The following is a 22,077-nucleotide window of genomic DNA, read 5'->3' as shown; positions in this document are numbered from 1 at the left end:
GTGGGTGCTGTTTGTCGTGGCAGGGCCCGGCGCCGGCTCGCTGCGCTCGGCCGACGCCTCGGATCGCGGTCGGCTGCTCCCCCGCGTCAGCGGGTGTGGCGGTTGCGGGTGGTGGCCGCGTGGATGCGCTCGAGTGCGGTTTCGACGGGAGTCCACGGGCGCACGATCTCGTCGACGGTGGCCTGGGTGATGCCGTGGCTCTCCATCTGCCAGGTGACGCAGAGTCGGCCGTCCTCGAGGTACATCGGCCTGCCGTCGTCCCAGCTGGCGTAGCTGCCGATGGCGCGGGTGGCGTCTCGGGTGCGCATGAGGACGTTGGTCTCGACGATCTCGGTGATGATGGCGCCGGGCGCGCGCCAGGAGACGTTGTGGCCGGCGAAGTCGGGATCTTCGTCGACCGGGCCGGTGGGGGCGACGGCGTAGAGGGTGCCGCGGGATGTGAGCGTGCCGGAGGGTGTGGTGATCTCGGTCTGGAATGCGAAGGCGCGGGCGAAGTCCTGGTTGGTGGAGAAGTAGACGCGGTCGGTGCGTGAGACGATGCCGAGCTCGGGGCGCTCTCGGGGTGTGTACGGGATCCGCAGGCCGGCGGCCGCGGCGTCGCGTGGGCTGAGCAGTCGAGTGCCGATCTCGAGTCCTGGGCAGCCGCCGTGCCAGTAGGTCGGTGCGGATGTCATGGGGCTTACTGCGGCAGGGGCTCGAGGAGCTCGGGACCGTTGGCACGGATGCCGAACGGGGCGACGGCGTCGAACTCGAGGCCGGATGCCTCGGCGACGCCGGCGTGCACGGCCTCGTCGACGAGGCCCTGGTCGCCGACGAGGGACGGATCGAGCCAGTGCAGCCACATGTGCTCGGGGAGGATGACGGGGTTGCGATCGTGGATGCCAGCGAGGGTCTGCACGGCATCCGATGTGACGATGGTCGCGGTGAGCACCCAGCGGTCGGGGTCGTCGTCAGGCTTGGTGCGGTCGGGCCACCAGGAGTAGAGACCGGCGAGGCCGAGGAGCTCGCTGTGCGGGTCGTGGATGAACCAGGGCTGCTTGGAGCCCTTCTCCCCCGTCCACTCGTAGAATCCGCGAGCGAGGATGATCGCTCGTTGGGTCTGCAGCGGCTTACGCCAGGTGCTCTTGCTGGTCAGCGTCTCGGCGCGGGCGTTGAACGTCGGGTACTTGAGCTTGAGGGTGTCGCTCCATGCCGGCACGAGGGACCAGTGCGCCTGCTCGAAGCGGAGCTCGCCGGTTTTCGCGGAGTCGATGAGCATGGGGATCCGCTGTGTCGGTGCGATGTTGTAGTTGGCTTCCCAGTCGGCGCGCCAGTCCTCGGGCTTGCGGCCGGTGCGCGTGACGAAATCGGTGATCTCTTCGTTCACCCGTGAGTCCATCGCGAAGCGCCCGCACATCGTTGCAGCGTATCTCCGGTCTCAGACACCTGGCGAGGATGTCGCGTGCTCGAGCTCGGCACCGTTCATGAGGATGTCGGTGGCGACCAGGCCGGTGTCGGTCTTGCGGGCGAGACCGTTGCGGGTGAGGTCGGAGAGGTAGGTGGAGAAGGTGCCGCCGGTCGTGGCGATGTCGGCCGCGGCGCCGAGGTCTTCCCTGCTGAGGCTGTCGGGGTAGGCGTTGATCAGCGCGTCGAGCATCGCGGCTGCGCCGCGGCGGAGGACGGAGCGGTAGTGGTCTTGGAGCTCGCGTGGGGTGAGGGGGTCGGGGCGACCGCCGAGGTAGTCGAAGCCGGCGTCGGTGAGGGTGTAGCCGGCTGTGTTCTCGTCGAGGAAGCCGGCGCGGCGGATGTCGGAGAGGTAGGTAGACCAGGTTCCGCCGGTGGTCTTGAGGCGGGCGACGGTCCCCCACTGGCTCTTGGTGAGGCGTAGCGGTGCCATGCGGCCGAGGGCGAGGATCATCCGCTGCGCGCCGCTGCGCAGCGCTGGCGCGTCTGCCTTGGTGCCGTTCGTCGAGGCCGGTTCTTCGGCCGGAGATGTCTTTGGCTTCGTGGTTGGGGGAACCGCGCGCACAGCGCGCGGCGTGGGGCCGGCGGGAGGATCGGCGGCGAGCTGGTCGACCGCGGCCGAGAGGTCGGCGATCGCGCGGCGGAGGGCGTCGATCGTGGCGGCGTCGACGGGGGCGGGGACGGGGATCTCGACGATCCTCTCGCGCGGCGGCGCCGACGTCGCGGCTGCGAGCTCACGGCGCAGTCTGATGTTCTCGGCGCGCAGGTGTGCGGCGTCGTCGCTGCTGGTCTCTCGCTGGGGGGTGATCGCCGCGGCGATCGCGTCGAGGTCGACGTCGGCGAGCGTGGTTCGGGTGGGCGAGGACGCGATCTCGCCGATACGCGGTGTGGTGCCGGCGTCGAAGGTGTGGCGCATGCGGAAGCGGAACTTGAGAGGCTCGCCGCGCTCGGGCTGCCAGAGCCAGCATTCGCCGGTCTGCAGCGTGGGCAGGTCGGCGAGGATGCTCTTGGAGTCGGCGTGCACGTCGATCCACGCCTTGATCGCGTCGCGGTCCTGCGGTGCGGTGGTGCGCAGCACGAACAGGTTGTCGATCTGGGTGAGGACGTCCTTGTTGACCGCTGCGCTGCGCTGGGAGGCCATCGTGATCCCGAGGCCCTTGAATCGGCCCTGCTTGACGATGCGCTGCCAGGTCTCGACGAGCGCAGCGTTCTCACCGCGGACCTGCTGCGGCAGGTACTCGTGGCACTCCTCGAGGAAGAAATGTGTGGGGGTGCGATCGGCACGGCGGTAGAAGCGATCGCCGAACGCTCTGAGGAAGCGCCGCAGCTCGGCTTTGGTGAACTCGCTGACGTCGAGGATGGCGGAGAGCTTCTGGTCGACGAGCAGGTCCGCGACGAGCTCGCCGGCGGTGGAGTCGAGCGGGACGTCACCGTGACGCCCGCCGAGCACAGGGATCGGCAATCCTGGCCGATCCCCGTCTACCGACGTGCGGATGCCGTACCAGTCGCCCTTGGGGTCGACGACGATGACGGGCACGCCCACCTGGTGCATCTCCTCGAGCAGCACGACGGCTGCGCTGGTCTTGCCTGCACCCTTCTTGGCCAGGATGCCGTTGGAGCTGGTGATGAGCTCGAGCGGGAGGTCTACGCCCTCGGCGACATGCAGGCCGTTCATGATGTCTCGTCGGGGTCGGGGTCGGGCCTGCGGTAGCGGATCTCGCGGCCGTCTGCGCTGAACGTGACGCCTGGCTCAAGGGGAGGCAGGAGCTCGGGGATGGGCTGGAAGTTGTGAGGGGTGAAGTTGCAGTCCAGGGTGCCGGCGTCGATGCGGTGCTCGAGGTAGTACTGCAGGCGCGCCGTGGCGGTGGGTGAGGCGTCGAGGATGCGGGTGGAGATCTCGACGAGCGGCTCCGCGCCGGCCTGGGGCGTGAGACCGAAGATCCCGAAGGTGATCTGCGGATCGTGGTCCCACAGCTGGATCCTGAGCGTGCCGGATCTGCTGAACGGGCTGATGTACCAGGTCGCAACGGTGGCCTGGTCGAGATTGACGGTGGTGACCGGCTCGGCGGGTCGGAGGAACCTCTTCGCGGAGAGGGTGAGGTTGTGACTGTCGTCGATGGCGATCGCGCCGCCAGCTTCCCAGATTGGGTCCGCGCGCCACATGATGTGCAGGACGAGGAACCACACACCGATGATCATGGCCATCGCGGCGAGGAAGATGCCGGGAGCGAGGAGAGCATCAGCCCAGGGCATCCCGGTGAGCGGGGCGAAGATCGCGCCGCCCGCGGCGAGACCCGCGAGCGCGACGAGGCCCGCGAGCGCGACGAGCATCCGTTCGCTCATGGGATGTCCTCTCTGCCGACCGCTTCGGCTTCGGCGCCGGTAGCGAGGATCCGCAGCGCGTTGGCCTGCTGTGTGGGAGTCATCCTGATCGAGGCGTCGACGATGTTGTGGATGCTCAGGCTGTACTCCCCTGCCGCGTCGAGCGCGATCGTGGCGACGGCGAGCAGCTCGTGATCGTCGGGGAGGTCGATGGGGATCTGTGCGAGCATCCGGCGGTCACCCCCTGGCCTCAGCCGCGGTGGTCTTGCGGACGGTTGTGCGTGCCTGCTTCCGGTAGGAGCGCAGCGGCTTTCGGGGGGCTTCGTCGAGGAAGGCTTTGCCGGCGCCGCTGGCGAGCTTGGTGTTACGCAGCTGGACCCGGTAGGGGTAGACGTCTTCGAGGAGCTCGCTGCGGGCGACGACCGCGGCCCAGTAGCTCGGGAAGGTCGAGATCTCCACGAGCTTGCCGCCGGCGGTGAGGCGCTTGTCGGCGGCGCGATCGCGGTCGGTGCGGGCCATGCGGACGGTGAGGACCGGCATGTCCTTGATCTTGATGACTGCGAGATCCCACTGCTCGAGGTACCCCTTGTATCCCCACAGCGCGACGGCGTTCTTGGGGTCGGATGAGATCTTGGTCACTGCGCTGCGGGCGTAGACGAGATCTTTCCGCTCCTGCTCGAAGGCGCCCTGTGGGGGGCGGACGAGGCTGATGACGTGTCCGATCCGGCGCGGTGGGACGCCGTCACGGATCCATCGGCGGATGGTGCCCTCGGAGACGCCGAATGTCTCGGAGGCGGTGCCAGCGTCGACGTGGCCGAGTCGGTTGAAGCTGCCGAGGGCGGCGCCCATGACTTGGCCGAGCTTGCGGGCTCCCCAGGCCTTCTCGAGTGCTTCGACGTTGGCGCTTTCGGGGGTGAACCAGAGCGGGGCAGGGTCGGTGTAGGTCGACGAGACGTCCATGACCAACCTCCTACCTAGTGAATGTGACATTCACAGCATAGGCGACGGCGGCAGTCGTGGTCAACGACGCGCGGGTGCCCGTGCTGTCGCTGCGGCCTACTTTCCGCGGAACCGGAGAACGTGCCCGACGAAGGCTGAGCCGGTCTCGTCGTACAGCTTCTTGAGCGCCGGGGTGGAGACGGAGAGGTTTTCTGTCTTCGGCAGGCCGAGCTCGTCGAAGAGGGCGCTCTGCAGCTGCTCGCGGCTGCGCAGGTTGATCTCGCGGCCGAGCTCGGCGTAGGCCTGCTTCGCGGCTTCCTCCTGCTCGGTGTTGCCGGCGGTCTCCTCGAGGCGCCGCTTGATGAAGGCGTCGGCGTCCTTCTTGTGGAACAGCGGCGAGCGTGCGCCCTCGGGGAGCGCGGACTTGGGGAACCCTTCTTTGCGCTGCTTGGTGCCGGTGGCGTAGACGCGCACGGTCTGCTGAGAGACGTTGAGCTTCTCGGCGATGTAGGCGTAGTCGACGAGCTCGGGCATGGTGGCTGCCATCGGCTGGTCCTCTCTCTGATCGTCAGTCCGGTCACGCCTGATAAAAGCGTGACATTCACTACATAGAGCGTATCGCGCCGGTCGACGGATTCGAGCAACGGCGCGGGTGGGAGCTACGCAGTGGGAGGGGTGGTTCGTCTCGCGGAGGCCGGCGGTATCAGCGCCACTCGACGCCCTTGATGCCGTGGAACTGCCAGCCGTCGACGTAGCGGGTGTCGTAGATGCCGGTGAGGTAGTCGGTTGCGCCGGCGTCGCCGCCCTGCACCCATGCGTCGTAGAGCTGCTGCTGCTCGAACGGGGACATGTCGAGGTTGCTGAACCGCTCGGCGACGTACTTCTTGTCGTTGGGGTCGGAGGAGGGGCCCTGCAGGGCGTTGATGCGGATGGTGCGCTGCCGGGTGGGGAGCTGCGCCTGTACGCGCTTGGCGAGCTGCCCGCGGCCGCGCTGGGTGGTCACGGACTGGCGGACGCGCTTGGTGATCTCCTTGGTGATCGCGGCACGCGGGTTCTGCGCGCCGCGGATCCAGCGCTGGACGGTGCCCTGGGAGACACCGAGCTTCTTGGCGGCGAGGCCGGTCGCGATCGGGAAGCGGTCGCTCTTGCCAGGGAAGAGGAACCGGAGCATGGCGCGGGTGTCGGGGTGCTCGGCGGTGTAGTCGGGGATCTTCTGCCCGGTGAGGCCCTCGAACATCGCTTTCATCTGGCGGGCTTGGGCGCCCTTGCTCAGTGCCATCAGATCAGCTCCTCGAGGTACTTCTTGCCCTTGTAGGAGCCGTCACCGTTGAGGAACTCGGCGTGATGCGCGAGCGGGTCGGATCCTTCGTACTTGTACTGCCCCAGGCCGCGGCCGAACCAGGAGGGGTCTCCCGGCCAGGCCTCGAGCGGGTCGATGTGGTCGCTGGTGTAGACGACGGTGTCCTTCTCGATCGCGACGGGCCACCGGCCGGTGCGCTCGGCGTTGGCGAGGACGCGGCGGATGATGTTGGCGCGGGACTTGGCGACGATCATGTCGTGGCGGTGCGGGGCCCACACGGCGAGGGTGTCGTGGTCGCCGCGGTAGTCGAGCATGCCGATCGCGGCGGCGTAGACGATCTTGAGCAGGTCGCGGGCGGCCTGGTCGTCGACGTCGGTGGTGTCGAGGGTGGTGCGGGCGTCGCGGATGCGCTTGTACCAGGCCTCGAAGACCTTGGCCTTGCGATCCCACAGCCAGGCTTCGTGGATCTCGAGCTCGAGGCCCATTTCGCTCGCGAGCTCGAGGGTGGGTGTGCTGACCCAGATCTGAGAGCCGGCGAACCCTTCGCGGACGATGCCCTGCGCGGCGAAGATGTCGGGCATGAGCCAGCTGCCCGGTTCGGGGGCGGTGATCAGCCAGTAGCCGGGCTTGTTCGTGGCCTTGGTGAACTGCAGCGGCCCGTCGTAGTGGGTGGGCGCGCCGACGCCGACCTCGGTGCTTGCAGCGGCGAGGTAGGAACCGCCCCGGTCGAACCCATGCGCCCACTTCTGCTCGATCTCGTCGCCGAAGAGCTTGCGCTGCCAGTTGAAGTCGCCCTCGGCCATCATCTGGTCCTTGACGGGCGCAGGCCGGTCCTGCGGGTAGTAGATCTCGTCGTGCTTGTCGCGGGGCAGCAGTGCGCGCATGAGCTTGGTGCCGGTAGTGCCAGCGCTGCTGCGGTAAGGGAACTTGAGCGCCGCGGTGAACTTGCCCAGGCGGCGGGCGATCGTGGCCGGGTCCGGGTCGCCGTCGAGGATCGTGCTGATGAAGCGGAAGTCCTGGGCGGGCAGGAGCGCGATGTGCGCACCGATGCCGCGGTTGTCCTCGCGCCACACGTCGATGCTGCCGGTCATGGAGCCGTCACCGCTGAGCGAGAATCCGGCCTCGGTCGCCAGGGTGATGAACGGGTGCCCCTTGGTGGCCTCGCGCAGCAGCTTGCCGTAGTCGGAGTCGGTGGATTCGGGCAGGGTGTCCAGCGGGAGGCCAAGCGCGAGGGCGGCTTCCATCGTGAGGTAGATCTGGCCGCGCTCGGTCTTGCGTGCACCGTTCGTGCCCTGGTTGATGCGGGTGCCCAGGTTCAGGTCCGTGGCCAGCTGCGCGAGCTGGCCGGCGTGCTCGAGCTGACCGCGGATGGTGATCAGCTCACCCGTGGACAGCCAGAGCCCGTCCGTGTGGAGCACGCCCAGCGGTGCACGGAAGTCCTCGGCCGACGTCGTGGTGCTCGGACGTGCGGGCGCGGTCGGGACGGGGGAATCTGCAGCTGCAGGCTGCTCGGGCTCGGGCTCGGGCTCGGGCTCGGCCGGGGCCGGCGGCGCCGACTGCGGGGTCTGCTCCGCCGGCTGAGTGGGCGTGGGCGCTTCGTCGACGGTCGAGGCGTCGAACAGCGCCGGGAAGTCCACGGGCGAGTCGTCCGGGCCTGCTCCCCCGTCTCCGCTGGTGGGTCCACCGGAGGGCTCATCGGGGTTGCTGCCGGTGAGGGCTGACAGCGGAATGTCCCACACGCGGTGCTGCATCGAGCGTCCGGTGCGACGGACGACGCTGCGCTTGCCGGCGCCGTCGACGAGGAGCCACCCGTGGGAGAGCATCGACGAGGACAGCGAGGTCTTGGTGTCGCTGAATGCTTCGTCGGCGCGCTGCGACATCTGGCGGGCGACGGCGACTGCGGTGGTCGGGAACAGGTAGAGGCGCTGGTCGCGGATGATGCCGACCCGCTGGCCGTTGGGGCGCCACTGCGGGTGCATGCCGGTGGAATGGTCGGTCCATCCCAGCGAGCTCGCGTCTTCGGGGACTGCACCATCCATGCCGGCCAGGTGGGCGTTGCCGTTGGCGATCGCCTCGCGCAGATACTCCATCAGCTGCTCGGCGGGGTCGGATGCGGACGAGTCCTGCAGGCTGATCGCCTCGGCGATGCCGGCACGCGCCCAGGCGTAGAAGTCCTTGGCCTCTTCGGCGGTGATGACGTCGAGGTCGCGGAGCATCATCAGCATGATCACGATGCCGCGATCCAGGACCACAGCGGATTGCACGAGGCGGTCGTGGAGGCCAGCGTGCCCGTTCTGGCTGGGGATGGTCTTACGCCAGTAGGCCTGCGTGCACAGGCGGTGCTCGCTGTCCTCCTCGGCCTCGGTGAAGTCGTCGACGAGCTGCTGCCGCCGCGCCGCGGTCCACTGCACGAGTGAGGAGCCGATGAGGGCGCGGGCGTGGCGGGCACGGCGGGACTCGAGGCGCCCGAAGATCTCACCGCCGTTCTTGAGAGTGGCGGGGTCCAACGGCAGGTTGACGATGCGGGAGTCGGCGGAGCCCTGGGCGGACAACTCGCCGGACGTGATGATGCTGGCAAGGATCGGACGGTCGGCCTCGGCGCCGCCGCGCTGCTTGCCGCGGATGCGTCCGATGCCGTTGAACACGGTGCGGCCGAGGGTGCTGATGCGGCGGATCGCGTCGCTGGCGTTGCCGTCCGGGGCGAAGTCATCGACAATCACCGGGACGTTGCTGATCGCGGAGAGGGTGCGCTGCAGGCCGATCGCGGTGGATCCGCCGGCAGCGCCGGAGATCAGGCCCTTGGTGTTGTGGGTGAGGTTCGGTGCGAAGTACTGCACGGCCAGACGGCTGTGGGAGGTCTTGTAGGACGCGAACCCGCCCACCAGGTGCAGCAGGATCGGGCCGGGCAGGACCGGGGCGGTCCAGGAGTGGCCGAGCAGGGGGGCGATCACGCGGGCCGGGAGCTCAGATTCGCGCAGCGCCACGGTGCCGTCGATCCATGCCTGACGCAGCGCGTCGCGGTCTGTGGTGGGGGCGGGCATTGCATAGATGTCGGAGGTCTTTGCCACGTCCACGTCGACGTCGACCGCGCCGCCCTTGGCGATCGCGCCTGCGGCGTGTACGAAGTAGTCGCCGGTTTCGGCGGTGCGCCATCCGACCGTGGTGTGGACGATGCTGTTGTTCCGCGGCGGTTTGATCGCGTTCATCGCATCCCACGCCTGATCCGCGCCGCGGCGGCTGTTCGACTCGAGGAACCCCGGCCAGGGCATCGCCTTTGACCATGACCCGTCGCGGATCTGGTCTTCGGTGTACTTCAGGGTGACCGACTCGGTCTTGAACTGGCCCGTGTCCGGGTCGCGGGTCGGGTAGCCGCGGTCGTTCGGAACCCACCGGGAGAACTTGATCACGTACAGGTGCGGGGGTCGGGCGATCTCATTGTCGGTGCCGTCGTCCTCGATGGCGACGGTCTGAACCTCCGCCCACCCGCGCATGACTCGGAAGTACTTGTCGTCCTCGTCGCCAGGGGTGTGCTTGATGAGCACGGTCTGCCCCTCGACGACGTCGTAGTGGTTGCCCTGGATGAACGGGCGCTTCTCGGGCTGGTCCTCGGGGTTGTCGTTCCCGAAGAACACTCCCCCGTTGCCGCCTCCGCTGCCGGTCTGCGTGCGGGGTGCGGCAGGGGTGATCTCGACGGTCTCAGCCGGCGGCTGCTCCTCGACGTCGGGACGGATCGCGACGATCGACGAAGCGACCGCCTGGGGCACGTCGAGGCCCGCGACGATGTAGGTGTCACGGGAGATCCGCGCACCCTCGGCGACCGCGGCCGCGTACTCCTGCAGGGCGGTGCGGCCGCGATCGCCGAGCTGCTCCGGGGTCAGGACAGGGTCGATCGCTTTGATCCGCTCGAGGCGGTTGAGGGACTCCCGCGCCCACGCCTCGGCGTGCTGCTCGGAAGTCGCCCGGTCCTGCTGGCTCTGCTCGAGCTGCGCGGTCGCTTCCTTGAGGCACACCGCAACGCCGGTGCGCCCGTGCACGAGCTTGTCGGCCTCGGCCGCGGCGACGATCGCACGGGCGTCGTCGACGGTGATCTCGACGAGCGTCGCGACCGTCCCACCAGCGTCCATGTGGTCTGTGAAGTCCGACTTGCGATCGTCGAGGTTGGGCAGGAAGATCCGCGCCGGGATGCCGAGCTCGGCCAGCTGCGCACCGACACCCGCAGCACGCTGTGCGCCGGCGGGATCGTTGTCGACGACCAGGTTGACCGAGGCGCCCCGGAAGTGCTCGAGCAGCTCGGCGGGGAAAGCCGTAGCGCCGCCGGCATTGGTGGTCGCGGCCAGGCCCTCGGCGATCGCGCTGTCGGCGTCCTTCTCCCCCTCGAGCAGCCACACATCCCCGCCGGCGGCGACCGCTGCGCGGATCGCGGCGAGGTTGTAGAGCAGGGGGGCGAAGCCTTCCGGCTTGCGCTTGACCCATCGGCCATTGGCGCCACGGTAGCTCTGGGTGAACCGCTTGTGCCGCTGCCCGTCCAGGGTGGTCTCTTCGCGGTGGACCCGCTGCAGGACGACGCCGTTGTCGTCGACGTACTCGTAGACCTTCACCTGGCGCCACGTCGCGCCCGTCAGGTCCGGGGTCTTGGGGGCGAGCTCATCCTGCGTCAGCCGCGGGGGCAGCGAAGGCCGCTTCGCCCTCGGGGTGCGCTGACTGGTGCGGCGGTCGGCGGGCAGTGGCGCGTCGAACAGGTCACTGACGGTCAGGCCGATCGCGCCGCACACGTCACGGAGGTCGAAGGCATCACCGCAGCCGAAGCAGTGCATCATCACCTTGCCGCCGGCCCGGTCGTAACGGATGCTCAGCGACGGCATCGCGTCACCGTGCACGGGGCACAGCGCCATGTGCTGGCTCCCGTTGCGGCGAGGCTTCCACCCACCGCGCTCGAGCGCCTCGAGAACGCGGTCCATGGAGTTCGTAGCCGTCGCCGTGCCGGTGTACTCAAGCGTCATCGCTGCAGCACACCCCCTCGGGTGCACGCTGCATCGCCCAGCGGGTGCGACACGACGGCCACACCAACGCTAGACATCCGCAATATCGCGGCTATAATCATGAACGTCCTAACTGACGAACTCTGATGCAGCATCAGAAATCTGATCAGCCTCTTGCAGGAGGCTGTGACCCAAAAGCACTCAAGACCCCCGATGGTTTGCAGACCAGAGGGGGTCGAGTCGTTTATGCCGATCGTGGCAACTCAAGCTCCTGTTCTGTCGCACGGATAGCACGCTCATGCTCGGCCTTCTTGAGCTCGTCCTGGACGTAGTCAGGGATCTCGAGGCCGGCCTGCTTGGAAACAGCCAGCGCGAGCCAGCTGCTGAGAGGGATTCCTGCTTCCTCGGCGAGGCGCTCAAGAATCGGTTGATACGCCTGCGGGTACCGCACGGTGCTCGTCGCACGAGGGCCGTAGTTGCGGCGTCCCGGCTTGTTAGCTGTCGCTGGCATGTCCCCGTTCTAGCACGATCCTGAATCAGAATCACGGATTGCCGCGAAGTGTCCCGCCGCCGTGTCTTCTCGCCCATGTCAGGTATAGGCCCAACCTCGGACCCTTCGCGGACATCGGTTCCCGGAAAAAGTTCGACATCGCCGTTGGTACACCTTTCTCGCCTCGCGCGGGCGCGCATGTGTGAGGGCTTGCGCTGAAAAGGTGTACCAGGTGTACCGGAGACGGAAAATAGCCTGGTCAAGAGTCAAAAATTGCTGGTACACCTTGCCAGATCACAGGTGTACCGCGAGAAGCAAAACCCCAGATCAATGGCTTATTCGTTGGTACACCTCAAAAGTGTACCGATGCGCGTGGCGGGGCAGGTTCCCGTTACGTCTACGTTCGCACGGGATCCGTGGGGATATCGACGGCGTCGCTTCGAGAGGGGCTCTTTGGCCCCGTCGGGGAGAGATCCCGCCCTGCTGTTCGGCGTGTCGCGTTAGAGCTCGCGGTCGGTGGGGATCTTCCAGACGCGGGTCGGTTCCCCACCGATCCGCACGCTCACAGTCCCGGTCTTGGATGTGATCAGGTACAGGCGCCGCAGCGCCGCGGTGATTGCTTTGATACTGAGATTCGGGTCGCCGTGGGCGGCTCGGATGAATGGCAGCGCCTCGGTTGGCCGGATGTACAGGTAGTCGCGATCGGCACGGCCGATCACCCATTCCTTGCTGTCGCTGGCGTTGTCGGCGAGTTCTCCGCCGTTTGCGAGGAGATACCTGACGGCATCGCGCAGAGCCCAGACGATCTGGTCGTCTGGGCTGAGCCATGAGGTCGCCGGGGCAGCTGGGGTGTCGAGCCCGAGGGAGCGCAGGATCGTGTCGCCGAGGTAGAACGCTGCGCCGAGGCGGCGGGGCTTGTCGTAGTCGGGATGGCGGGCGATGTTGATCGCGTGCTCGTTGAGGTCCAGGTGGCGTGTGCTCTGTTGCAGGTAGCTCGCGATGATGCGTCGGCCGGCGGCTGCAGGTTCGCTCGCCATGGCGCGTAGCGGTTGAACGCTGCGCGGTCTCTGGGGCAGCTCGATCGTGATGGAGCGATTCGCGCTGAGTGGCTGGATTGTCTGAGAGCTGGCGACGATCAGGGCGGATGCTTTGCTGAGTGGGGTTGAGAACGAGATGAAGCTCTCTACCTCGATCTCGTCGAGCCCGCTAAGGGGAGAGCGGGGGCTGACGTGGGGGGCGCTGTTGAGGACGAGTGGCTTGTTGGGGACTACGGCACGGCGGATCCCGGCGAACGTGAGTGGGTCGATGCGTGGTCGTTCGACTTCACCGGCGAGCTCGGCGAGCGCATCGGCAAGGGTGTCTCTTGTCGATGGTGTTCCGCCGACGATGAAGATCGGGGTGGGGAGGGGCTCGATGTGTGAGTAGGCGATCGCGCGGATGAGCCTGTCGGCGTGGAGGGGGAATGCTTCGCGCAGGGGCTCGATCCCTGCGGCCCAGGCGCTTCGCGCGTGAGCTGCAGGGATCGGGTCGGTGGCGAGTGTGTCCATGGTCAGGTGTCGGCGTCTGTGTCTGTGCGGATGGCGATGAGCTCGTGGCCTTCGGGGATCTGTGTCTCAAGCAGCTCGCGCGCCTCCTGGTAGCTGCTTGCCTCGACGGTGATCCGCTCGGTGGCGGTGCTGCGGATGGTCCCAATGACACGCATGGCGCGGACCTTAGTCGGTGTCTCCGACATCGACGCGCTCGTACTCCGAGACCCGCTCGCCAGAGTCGGCCGCGATCTCGGATGACATGATCTCAGCGCTCATCCCGTCCAGGCCTTGGTCGATGAACTGCTCGTACAGCTCGGCCTCGAGCGGTCCCCGGCGGCTCATGCGCTGGCCTGCAGATGCCGTTGCACGTACTCGTCGAGTGCTGCCCGGACGACGTCGGAGTCGCTCTTCATCCCCAGTTGGGCGCGCAGCTGGTCGACCTCGCGCTTGCGGGTCGGGGTGACGCGGGTGCGGATCGTCGGGGAGGAGCCGGCGCCTGCTGCCGTCCCTCCCACGCGGGGCCGTCCACCGACCGCTCGCGCGACGGCCTGCGTGCTTCCGAGGGCGTCGAGGAGCATCTGCTGCCCGATGGCTGCGGCGTCGGCGCCGTGGGCGCTCTCCCCCGGCGTCGACGTGCCGGTGGGCTGTTCCTCGAGCGCGGCGAGGGTGGCGTAGCGCTCCTGGTCCTTCTTGCTGAGGGTCATCCGTTCTCCTCCTCCATCTGTCGGCGGTAGTAGGCGCCCAGCGGCATGACGTGGTAGACGACGAAGTTGCCGCCGGGCTTGAGTTCAATGAGCACTTCGATCAGCCGATCGGTCTGCGCGTGTTGCGGGCCGACGAAGACGCGACGCTGGTTGCGGGAGTCGCCCTCGTTGATCTTGACCTTGGTGCTCGTGTAGATCGCGTTCTGCATGGCGTAGAGCGCATCGGCGTGGGGAATGTCGTGCTTGTCAGCTGACTTCGGCCACTCGATCCCCATACAGGTATTGTGCCACAAAACTTAGACCCAGGAAAGGTCATCTGTGGAGAGATGGCCCGCGCGATCGGGCCGGAGGCGTAGCGTCGCGGAATGGTCGACGACGGATTGGCGATCGGCGTTCAGCCGCACTGCTGCGGCGTAGTGATGCGCGATCGCCCCGGCGTGCTGGTGTGCGTGGTGTGCGGCCGCGAGGACGTGTTGCGAATGGTGCCCGCTCCCCCGGTCTTCGTCGGCGCGAGCATCCATGGAGGGTGACCCCTACCTCGAGCTCGTCGTGACCTCGATGAGACGGGGTTCGATCGCTGCCGGCGCCGGAGTGATCGGGTGCTCGCTGAACACTGCCGGCTCGGCTTCACGCCAGATGATCCGTCGCTCGTTGCACCAGGCGCAGTGCCCTGCCCAGTGGTACGGATCGGCGTTGTGCAGCCTGGTGCGCAGCGGCGCCGCGTAGGGGCTCTGGATGCCGGCGCGCCATCGGATGTGCGGGTGGAGCTCGCCCGCGGCGAGGTACAGGCGTCGGCCGATGCCGAGACCCGCGTACAGCTCCCATCGGTTGCCGTCGTCGTGCGGGTTGTTGGGGTTGATCGACGGGATGTCGTAGGGCTTGGAGAACACGTCGCCGAAGCCGTCGACAGGATCGACGGCGAAGCGGCCGCGCAGCCCGCTCGCGGCGTGCTGCAGCACGACCATCGGGCCCCCTTCGGGTGTCGTGGTGTGCAGCAGGTAGATCGTGGGGTCGTCGGCCACGAGCCTGACCCGGTCGACGTTCTCGCGCGCGATCTGCTCCGCGGCCGCGGCGGTGAGTAACGGGTGGAGCAACTCGTCATCGCCGGCCTGCAGAACCGCCTCGGCCGCGGCCTCCTCAGCGAGGTCGGGAAGATGCTCGAGCAGTCGCGGATGCCACTCGTTGGAGTGTCGGGAGGTTCGGGCCCAGGCGTTCGCGATCTCGGTGCGCAGCATCTCGCGCGCCCACAGCTGTGCAACCTCCTCGAGGCCATCGCTCTGCTCGAGCTCGCGGAGCTGGCCGATCGCTCGTCGACGCGACCACCAGCCCGCGGCCGCGACCTCGCGCCGCGCGCGCCGGCGATCCAGCACGCGCCGTAGGTACTCCCCTTCGGGGCTGTAGTACTCGCCTGACATTCACTCGTCCTGGGGAGGTCAACGGGGCAAGGGAGCCGCGGCGACTGAGGATTCATCCAAGATCTCGAAGTCGTCGGCTCCCGCAGTTCGCAGGTCGCGCAGGAGGGCTCCGGTTATGCCGAACTTCCAATGCTGTTCCGCCGGCAGGATGGAAAAGCAGTCGTCGCCGGGGCGCCCGAACACCACGAGCCCGTGATACCGCGGCAGGACGATGCCAGGCGGGTTCTCGATCTCCACCGGGAACGTGGAGTAACCCGTGGCGCGCGATTCGTCGAGGACGCTCACGAATCGCGCGCTGGCGATCTTCGTGGGGCCAGTCGTCCAGAGGAGGTCGCCGAACTTCCGACCCTTGTTCTGGCGAGCGAACCGGGGCTCCGCCGGAAGCTCGTCTAGCCGTCCCCATTGGAGCGCGCGAAGCATCTCCGATCGGTCGACGGGACTCAGACGGGGCGAGGACTTGACGTTTACCCAGGCGTAGCCCCGGCGTGAAGGGGCCTGAATGAGGACCGAGTTCAGCATGTGTAGACGTACAAGCCGACGAGTGACTTCATGTAAGTCAATATCTCGTCTTGGGATGGGCTCGCTGTGGTCGCGAAGAACTGCTCCCATTTCGCGTTGTAGTTCGCTGCTTGGCTCGAGTGGTTGGTGGGAACCCCTGCCTTCGAGCACCACCAGAGCCCGTATCGCGGGTCGTCGATCACCAGGCCTGCCTGCTCGAACGTGGCACGATACATCTGCGGCAGCTGATGGTGGGCCTGGTAGTCGGGATTGTTCTGCTTGGTGAGGGTGGCTAGGTTCTCGCGGAAGTTGGCTGCGGTGAACGGCTTCCCGACCCAGATCGGAACCATCTTCAGCTGGTCCGGCATCCCGGTCTGGGTCATCTTGACCCAGAAGTAGCCGTCTTGTGAGAGCGGAATTGGCCCGGTCGGTTTGGTGCAGGCGGTGGGGACGGCGACCGTCGTTGCTACCCGAGTTAGCTGGCTTCCTCCCGCAGGGCGCGACGGATCCGGCGGGATGACGATGGTCTGCGCTGAGCTTTCCGCCACTGGCCGACCTGGGGAGTTGCACACTATGCCGAAGGTGATGGTGACGGTGGCTGCGCTGGCGTTCGAGTTGTTGCCCAGGCCCGCGCTGACGGGTGCGATCAGCCCTGGGTAGACGACAGACGGAGCGACGAAGAAATGGCCATTGTTCAGAGAGAACGAGCCTGCAGCTTGCGCCGGTGTTGCAACGAGGAGAGAGCTGACGGTTATGAGTGCCGCGGCCACCGCAGACAGTGTGAGACGCCAGGTGCGGGTCCGTGTTTTCACAAGCTGCCCTTTCGGGTTCATGAGTGTGGGCTTGAGGCGGCCTCTGCGGTCGCGGTGCATCTGTCCAGACAGATCACGAGGGAACGATCGCGGCGATCGCGACGACCGCGCCGGCAGCGAGCAGATATGGCCCGAAGGGGAGGTCGTGGGTGTCGCGTCCGCGGCTCTTGAGGATCGCCGCGGTGATCGCGTGCGGGAACGCGAGGACGTACGCGAGCGCGATCGCCACGAACGGGAGGTACCAGGTGTGCCAGCCGGTGAGCAGTCCGACGCTGAGGGCGAGCTTGACGTCCCCGAATCCGACCTGCCCGGCCAGTCCGATCGCGGCCAGCAGAATGGCGAGCCCGATCGCGCCGCTGATCGCGGCGATCGCTTCGGTGCCGGCGCCGGCGGTGAGAGCGAGGGCTAGGACGGCGCCGGTGAGGATCGCGGCGAGGGTGAGGGTGAGCGTGTCAGGCAGGCGACGCTCCTGCAGGTCTGTGCGCGTCAGGAACGCTCCGTAGGCGGCGTAGACGGCGATCATGGCCCAACCGCCCACCGTGAGACGCAGATCGGGGCTCAGAGGCGCTGTGAGGGCCGCTGAGAGCGCGAAGCCCCCCAGAGCTGCGAGCGGGTACCGCAACGCCGGGTATCGTCGCGCACGCACGCTCTGGGGAGCCTCGCGGGTCGTGGTCATGATCAGCTGGCCATCGCGTGCCGCTGGCGCAGCTGCGTGATGAGCTTCTGCGTCTCGGGTTCGGGCTCGTAGTCCTCGTCGACGGCGGCAAGGCTCTGCTCGAGCTGGGTGATCAGCCGCTCGACGCCGGCGTGGTCGCCGGCCTGGTGCTCGGCGCGCAGCCCGTCGCGCCAGAAGACCTCGTTGACGGGGTCGACCATCCGGCCGATCGCGGAGGCGAGGCGTGCGTGGCGGACCTTGCCGGTGGACAGGCTGCGGGTGGCTACCTCATGGGCGACGTCGCCGATGGTCGCGATCATCTCGTTGCGCAGCCGGTCGGCGAACACGTAGCGCTTGTCGGGGACGCCGCTGATGGGCTGTCCCTTGACGAGCTCGAGCGCAGCGAGCAGCCGGTCGGTGGGGGTGTCGGAGATCTCGTCACCGATGAGACCGAGGAAGTCCTGCCAGTCGGAGCGGACGTCCTCGTGCAGCCGGTACTCCCCCGTCGTCACGAGCGGCACATAGAGCTCGCCGTCATCGTTCTGTCCGAGCCAGCGGCGGGTCTTGGAGGTCAGCCCGTTGCGGTCGTCGTTTGCCTTCTTGCCCGAGGCGATCTGGCCGGGCCAGAACACGGCGTGTACCTGCTCGGCGGTGGCGTTCGGGTTCACCGACAAGAACGCGACCAGCTCGGTCCCCTTGCGGATTGCTGATCGCCACTGCGCGGCGGTGTTCGGGTTCACCGGCGCCTCTCCGCGCGCGCCGCGAACCTCGACGGGTCCGAGCAGCTGCAGGTACGGCCCACGGTGCAGCGGTGTGATCGCCGCGAGCGGCTCGTCGTGCTCGGCCGCGGCCTCTTCGTCGACCAGGTTGACCGTGACGGTCTCCGCCGGCTCCTCATCGACGGCGGAGGGTGCTGCCTCGTCCGCCTCGGAGATCTCCGCCTCCGTCTCGTCGGCGATGGGCTCGGAGATTTCGACGTCGGGCTCGTCGACGAGCGGGAGCTGCTCGGCTTCGACCTCGTCGGCTTCGACTGCGGCGGCGGGGATCTCGTCGAGCTCGAGTTCGTCGTCGAGCGCGACGCCGGTAGCGGCGCCCTCTGTGGCGACGTCAAACAGCGCGAGGATCTCGTTGTACTCGCGCGCGCCGACCAGCTGGGGGGTGATCGGGATGGCGACGCCGGTTCCGGGGATCTCGAGCTGGGCTCGGCGGTCCTCGGTGAGTGCCAGGTTCCAGCTGCCTGTCAGGTGGCCGGCGCTGACAGCGGCGATGCCCACCCGCGGGATCCGGGTGACGAGCTCGCTGATGGCTTCACGGGTGGCTTCGTCCGGGTTGTCTCCGAGGATGATGATCTCCGGCGCCCAGGCCTCCGCGTCCGCGCCGGTGGTGCGGGCCTGCTCGAGTCCGTCGACGCCGAGCTCGGCGAGGGCCGATTCGACGGCCGCGGCTTGTCCGTGCAGGTTGCGCAGCAGCGTCTCGGTGTCCTCGACGTGACGCACGCGGCCGCTGCCGAGCGCGAGCGGGAGGCGATCGCCGACACCGACGAGGGTGACCTGCACGTCCTCAGACCAGGTGTTCGCGGCGAGCTCGATCGCGATGGCGGTGAGCACGCCCTGGCGCAGCTCTCCGGTGGCTCCGGTGACGTTGAGCGCACCGATCCGCTCGAGGTCGACGAAGATGTGCCCGTTGTTGTCGTCGTGGCCGATCATGACCAGCGCCGGGTACGGCGCGGACGGGACCGTGTCGAGCGGCTCGAGGTCGGTCAGCGCGACCATCCAGGCGAGCTTGTCGTCGGGGTCGTATTGGGTGAACGGTGCCGGCAGGTCGGTGGGCTCGTCGAGGTAGACGGCGACCGAGCTCTCGTCGAGGCGGAGGGCGTACAGCGCGGGGAGCCGGCTGCCGGTTTCCTGCGCCCACACGGCCAGGTGGCGCAGGGCTGTGTCGACCGCCTCGGCACCCAGCGGGTTCTCCACGGCGCGCAGCTCGAGCTCCACGGAGGACACGGTCTCGTCGGGCATCGCGATCCGCTGGCGGGGCTTGCGGTCGCGGCGCTGCTTGAGACGCCGCCACCCGAGGAGGGTGAGGAGGCCGGCGGCGAGTGTGGCGCCGATGCCTCCGATGGTGGCGACCTGGAAGTAGTCCTCGATGCCGCTCGTGTCGTCCTCATCGACGTCGACGGCCGCGGCCGGAGCTGCAGCCTCGTCGGCGGGCGCCTCGTCGGCGGGCGCCTGGGTGGCATCCGTGGTGAACCCCAGACCGCTCGTGGCCTCGTCCTCGGCCGCGGCATCCGCACCCGACGCGCCAGCGCCTTCGTCAGCGCCGCCGCCAGCACCCGCGGCACCCGCACCCTCGTCGACGTCGACGTCGACGGCGCCGGCAGCGCCCTCGTCCGTGTCGATCGAGCCAGTGCTGCCGGTGGTGCCCGCCGCGTCGTCGGTCGGAGCGATGGGGACGACGGTGGCCACGGGGATGTTGACCTGCTGGCCGGGGTAGATCCAGTTCGGGTCGGTGATGGTGCCGCCGCCAGGCTGAGCGATGTCCTTCGAGGCCTCGAAGATCTCGGGGTAGCGGGCACCGTCGCCGAGTTCCTCGGCCGCGATGTCCCACAGGGTGTCGCCGGAGACGATGTCACGCTGCTCGTAGGTGATCTCGGTGACCGTCTCCGCTTCGGCACTGGCAGGCGCGGCCGCGGCATCCGCTGCGGCCGGCACGACGGCGTCTGCCGGCAGGGTGAGCACCCATCCCTCCTGCAGCCATCCCGACGCGGTCAGCGCTCCCCCATCGGCCTGCTGCACGCCGAGGTTGAGCGCGGAGATCTCCGCAGCGCGGCTGCGGTCGCCCAGCGTGTTCTCCGCGATCCGGGCGAGTGTGTCCGTACCCGTCACCACGTACTGCGGGCCTGCCTCGACGACAGGGGCCTCCTCAGCCGCAGCCTCGGTGGTCGCGACCGAGACGACGGAGGCGCTCATGGACACCGAAGGCTGCGTGGGTACCTCTGACGCGAACGCGGCCGCAGGCGAGAACAGCGCGATGACTGCGGCGAGCAGACCGCCCATGACCTTCTGCTGGACGCCGAGGCCGGGGATCCGAGGCCGCGGCACACCGCGCAGCTGCGCGGGCAGCTCGGCGAGGAAGCCGACAGCGAAGGTCGCCCACGCGATCCACGCGACGATCGGCATGATCGTCCCGATCAGGAAGGATCCGGTGTAGTCGCGCATCGTGAACCCGGCCACGAGCTCGTCCCACGACGGCAGCGGGTTGCCGGCGAAGAACACGAGCCCGGCGGGGATACCGACCAGGAGCACGGCGAGCAGTATCAGCGACCCGAGGCCCTTTCCGATGCGGTTCATGATGCCTCCTTGGGGGTCAGGGGACGATGACGGTCTGCAGCTCGTTGACCTCGAGGTCGACTGCGCTGTTGGTGGTCAGGTTGACGGTGCCGCCAGGGCCGGCGAGAGAGGTCCACGTCACGGTCCAGTTCGTCGTGGCCGTGACCGTGAAGCGATCGCCGGGGTTCCGGCTCGATGTCGACGTGTACTGGTAACCGCAGGTCGGCGACGTCGTCATGCCGTAGCCGACGTTGTACGGAGTGCCAGTGTTGCCGCAGGTCGTCGACGCACCGTCGCCCATTTGCCAGCGAACGGACGTGGCCTGAGCTGTCGCCGTGATCGTCTGCCCACCCAGCGTCGCGGTCTCCGTGTAGGGGCCCCAGGTCAGCGGTTCGGGGTTGTTGACCCAGAGCCAGATCGGAACCCCGACGTAGCCGCGACGGTGACCCCATTCGGGGTTGACCTCGGGAGCCATGCCGATGTCGATGCCGCGCAGGGCGAACGTGGAGATGAGCTGCTGAGCCGCGGCACCCGGAGTGAGCACACGCAGCCCAGGCGGGACCGTCTCGCTCCAGAAGTTGCTCTCCGTGCCCAGACCAGGCGATCCACCCGGCGACGGGTTGAACATGATGCAGCCGTAGTAGCCGGCCTCCTGCGAGTAGCCCGGCGGGCGGGCCGGCCATACGCCGTCCTTCATGAAGACGTAGCACTGCCGGGTGTTCGACCAGTACGAGGTCGAGCCACCGCAGTCGATGATCGCGTAGAAGCGCTGGTAGGTGCCGCCATCGAAAACGCGGATCTGATCATCCGTCCAGCCCAGCTGCAGAAGGCCAGACTGCGAGTTCTCGTAGTAGCAGGTCGGTGCGCCAGGGGTCCACCCGTTGCTGTCCGGGTTCGGCGCCGGATCCGAAGGCATCGAGATCGTGAGGTAGCACCTGTTGTCCGCATCGCAGTAGACGCCGTTGGCGCCCTGCGCGGGCAGGGCGGCGACGAGAGAGGCCGCGATGAGGGCGATAACGGCGGCGAGCGCTGCGATTCCTCGTCTCAGCATGTGGTCCCCAAGTCGATTCGATCGTTGACGAGCCAGGTCTTGGTCTCGGCGTCGTAGATGACGTGGAACTCAACTTCGTTGCGCGGGGTCGGGTTCTGCATTGCAGGCTTGCCATCAGCTGTCGTGGTGATGCGCCCGGAGGCATCCTGGCAACCGGGGACGATGACGAGGCCATTGGCGATGCCCTCGTATTCCTGGCCGTAGGCCGTGGTCGGCTCGAACTCGATGCGACCTTCAACGGTGGCCTGGCCTTCGATGCTCTCTCCGTCCTCGTTCAGGATCGGCCCGTTGGCGGTCCGTGAAGCGTCTTCCTGAACCCGGCTCAGCATGCGGCCGGTGGCGACGATGTCGAAGAGCTCGGGGCTGTTTCCACCTGTGGCGTCGACCTGCTCCCACACATCGAGGAGGAGCGTGATCGTCTGCTGTGCCTTGGTGATCGCCTCATCCTCGTCGGCGGGTGCTTCGCCGGTGATAGGCGCGACAGTCGGCGTGGGGGTCGGGGTGTTGGTGGGGCTGCCGGTGGGGGTCGGGTTGCCGGTGCCCGTGCATGCGGTCAGCGTCAGTGCGGCGGCGATGATGCCGGCGACGGCGAGGCGCTTGATGCTCATGGTGGG

23 protein-coding genes are annotated in these 22,077 nt (G+C 67.9%); 1 reads left to right on the top strand and 22 read right to left on the bottom strand.

What is annotated here, in order from left to right; all coding sequences use genetic code 11:
* Window positions 1-86: 86 nt before the first annotated feature.
* The 15 genes from V2S04_RS14295 to V2S04_RS14225 form a co-directional block, all read right to left on the bottom strand.
* Complete coding sequence (locus V2S04_RS14295) at window positions 87-674, bottom strand: hypothetical protein (protein WP_251448588.1); 588 nt, start codon at window positions 672-674, stop codon at window positions 87-89.
* 5 nt (window positions 675-679) lie between these two features.
* The gene (locus V2S04_RS14290) at window positions 680-1,396 is read right to left on the bottom strand and encodes an SOS response-associated peptidase (RefSeq protein ID WP_285814521.1); all 717 of its coding nucleotides are present in this window, start codon (window positions 1,394-1,396) and stop codon (window positions 680-682) included.
* A gap of 21 nt (window positions 1,397-1,417) precedes the next feature.
* Window positions 1,418-3,118 (bottom strand): ATP-binding protein, encoded by a 1,701-nt coding sequence (locus V2S04_RS14285; RefSeq protein ID WP_251448585.1) that lies wholly within the window; start codon window positions 3,116-3,118, stop codon window positions 1,418-1,420.
* Window positions 3,115-3,786: a hypothetical protein gene (locus V2S04_RS14280; protein ID WP_062635333.1), complete on the bottom strand. Its 672-nt coding sequence runs from the start codon at window positions 3,784-3,786 to the stop codon at window positions 3,115-3,117. Before V2S04_RS14280 ends, V2S04_RS14285 begins: the two co-directional genes overlap by 4 nt.
* Window positions 3,783-3,995 (bottom strand): hypothetical protein, encoded by a 213-nt coding sequence (locus tag V2S04_RS14275; RefSeq protein WP_062635331.1) that lies wholly within the window; start codon window positions 3,993-3,995, stop codon window positions 3,783-3,785. Before V2S04_RS14275 ends, V2S04_RS14280 begins: the two co-directional genes overlap by 4 nt.
* Before the next feature lie 7 nt (window positions 3,996-4,002).
* Entirely contained in the window at window positions 4,003-4,725 is a 723-nt protein-coding gene (locus V2S04_RS14270; RefSeq protein ID WP_062635330.1) for a hypothetical protein, read from the bottom strand.
* Window positions 4,726-4,821: 96 nt separating this feature from the next.
* Window positions 4,822-5,250 (bottom strand): hypothetical protein, encoded by a 429-nt coding sequence (locus V2S04_RS14265; RefSeq protein ID WP_062635328.1) that lies wholly within the window; start codon window positions 5,248-5,250, stop codon window positions 4,822-4,824.
* A 157-nt stretch (window positions 5,251-5,407) separates the two neighbouring features.
* Window positions 5,408-5,983, bottom strand: coding sequence for a hypothetical protein (locus V2S04_RS14260; protein WP_062635327.1), 576 nt, complete (start codon window positions 5,981-5,983; stop codon window positions 5,408-5,410).
* Complete coding sequence (locus tag V2S04_RS14255; protein ID WP_413639049.1) at window positions 5,983-11,004, bottom strand: CHC2 zinc finger domain-containing protein; 5,022 nt, start codon at window positions 11,002-11,004, stop codon at window positions 5,983-5,985. The genes V2S04_RS14260 and V2S04_RS14255 overlap by 1 nt, the downstream gene beginning before the upstream one ends.
* A gap of 223 nt (window positions 11,005-11,227) precedes the next feature.
* Window positions 11,228-11,494, bottom strand: a complete 267-nt coding sequence (locus V2S04_RS14250; protein WP_157523976.1) for a hypothetical protein — start codon at window positions 11,492-11,494, stop codon at window positions 11,228-11,230.
* Between the two features lie 479 nt (window positions 11,495-11,973).
* On the bottom strand, window positions 11,974-13,020 hold the full coding sequence (locus tag V2S04_RS14245; RefSeq protein ID WP_062635321.1) for a hypothetical protein: 1,047 nt from the start codon (window positions 13,018-13,020) through the stop codon (window positions 11,974-11,976).
* Between the two features lie 2 nt (window positions 13,021-13,022).
* Window positions 13,023-13,175, bottom strand: coding sequence for a hypothetical protein (locus V2S04_RS14240; RefSeq protein ID WP_197462131.1), 153 nt, complete (start codon window positions 13,173-13,175; stop codon window positions 13,023-13,025).
* A gap of 10 nt (window positions 13,176-13,185) precedes the next feature.
* Window positions 13,186-13,344 (bottom strand): hypothetical protein, encoded by a 159-nt coding sequence (locus V2S04_RS14235; RefSeq protein ID WP_157523974.1) that lies wholly within the window; start codon window positions 13,342-13,344, stop codon window positions 13,186-13,188.
* Complete coding sequence (locus V2S04_RS14230; protein WP_062635320.1) at window positions 13,341-13,706, bottom strand: hypothetical protein; 366 nt, start codon at window positions 13,704-13,706, stop codon at window positions 13,341-13,343. The genes V2S04_RS14235 and V2S04_RS14230 overlap by 4 nt, the downstream gene beginning before the upstream one ends.
* Window positions 13,703-13,981: a hypothetical protein gene (locus V2S04_RS14225; protein ID WP_062635317.1), complete on the bottom strand. Its 279-nt coding sequence runs from the start codon at window positions 13,979-13,981 to the stop codon at window positions 13,703-13,705. The genes V2S04_RS14230 and V2S04_RS14225 overlap by 4 nt, the downstream gene beginning before the upstream one ends.
* Before the next feature lie 90 nt (window positions 13,982-14,071).
* Here V2S04_RS14225 and V2S04_RS14220 point away from each other — a divergent pair, with 90 nt between their 5' ends.
* The gene (locus V2S04_RS14220; protein ID WP_157523972.1) at window positions 14,072-14,236 is read left to right on the top strand and encodes a hypothetical protein; all 165 of its coding nucleotides are present in this window, start codon (window positions 14,072-14,074) and stop codon (window positions 14,234-14,236) included.
* Between the two features lie 3 nt (window positions 14,237-14,239).
* On the opposite strand, the gene V2S04_RS14215 is transcribed toward V2S04_RS14220, so the two are convergent.
* From V2S04_RS14215 to V2S04_RS14185, 7 genes are all read right to left on the bottom strand, one after another.
* Window positions 14,240-15,121 carry a hypothetical protein gene (locus tag V2S04_RS14215; RefSeq protein WP_413639045.1) on the bottom strand — a complete coding sequence of 294 codons (882 nt, stop codon included), beginning with the start codon at window positions 15,119-15,121 and terminating at the stop codon, window positions 14,240-14,242.
* Window positions 15,122-15,139: 18 nt separating this feature from the next.
* Window positions 15,140-15,406 (bottom strand): hypothetical protein, encoded by a 267-nt coding sequence (locus tag V2S04_RS14210; protein ID WP_413639044.1) that lies wholly within the window; start codon window positions 15,404-15,406, stop codon window positions 15,140-15,142.
* Between the two features lie 227 nt (window positions 15,407-15,633).
* Window positions 15,634-16,389, bottom strand: coding sequence for a hypothetical protein (locus V2S04_RS14205; RefSeq protein WP_413639042.1), 756 nt, complete (start codon window positions 16,387-16,389; stop codon window positions 15,634-15,636).
* Window positions 16,390-16,504: 115 nt separating this feature from the next.
* Window positions 16,505-17,107 carry an A24 family peptidase gene (locus V2S04_RS14200; protein ID WP_062635310.1) on the bottom strand — a complete coding sequence of 201 codons (603 nt, stop codon included), beginning with the start codon at window positions 17,105-17,107 and terminating at the stop codon, window positions 16,505-16,507.
* 2 nt (window positions 17,108-17,109) lie between these two features.
* Window positions 17,110-20,433: a hypothetical protein gene (locus tag V2S04_RS14195; RefSeq protein WP_413639041.1), complete on the bottom strand. Its 3,324-nt coding sequence runs from the start codon at window positions 20,431-20,433 to the stop codon at window positions 17,110-17,112.
* A gap of 16 nt (window positions 20,434-20,449) precedes the next feature.
* Window positions 20,450-21,463: a hypothetical protein gene (locus V2S04_RS14190; protein WP_062635306.1), complete on the bottom strand. Its 1,014-nt coding sequence runs from the start codon at window positions 21,461-21,463 to the stop codon at window positions 20,450-20,452.
* Window positions 21,457-22,071: a hypothetical protein gene (locus tag V2S04_RS14185; protein ID WP_062635304.1), complete on the bottom strand. Its 615-nt coding sequence runs from the start codon at window positions 22,069-22,071 to the stop codon at window positions 21,457-21,459. Before V2S04_RS14185 ends, V2S04_RS14190 begins: the two co-directional genes overlap by 7 nt.
* Window positions 22,072-22,077: the final 6 nt, after the last annotated feature.

This window comes from Microbacterium sp. OR21, assembly GCF_047306785.1.
Taxonomy (GTDB): Bacteria; Actinomycetota; Actinomycetes; order Actinomycetales; family Microbacteriaceae; genus Microbacterium; species Microbacterium esteraromaticum_E.
This window is presented reverse-complemented; position numbering and strand designations above follow the sequence as displayed.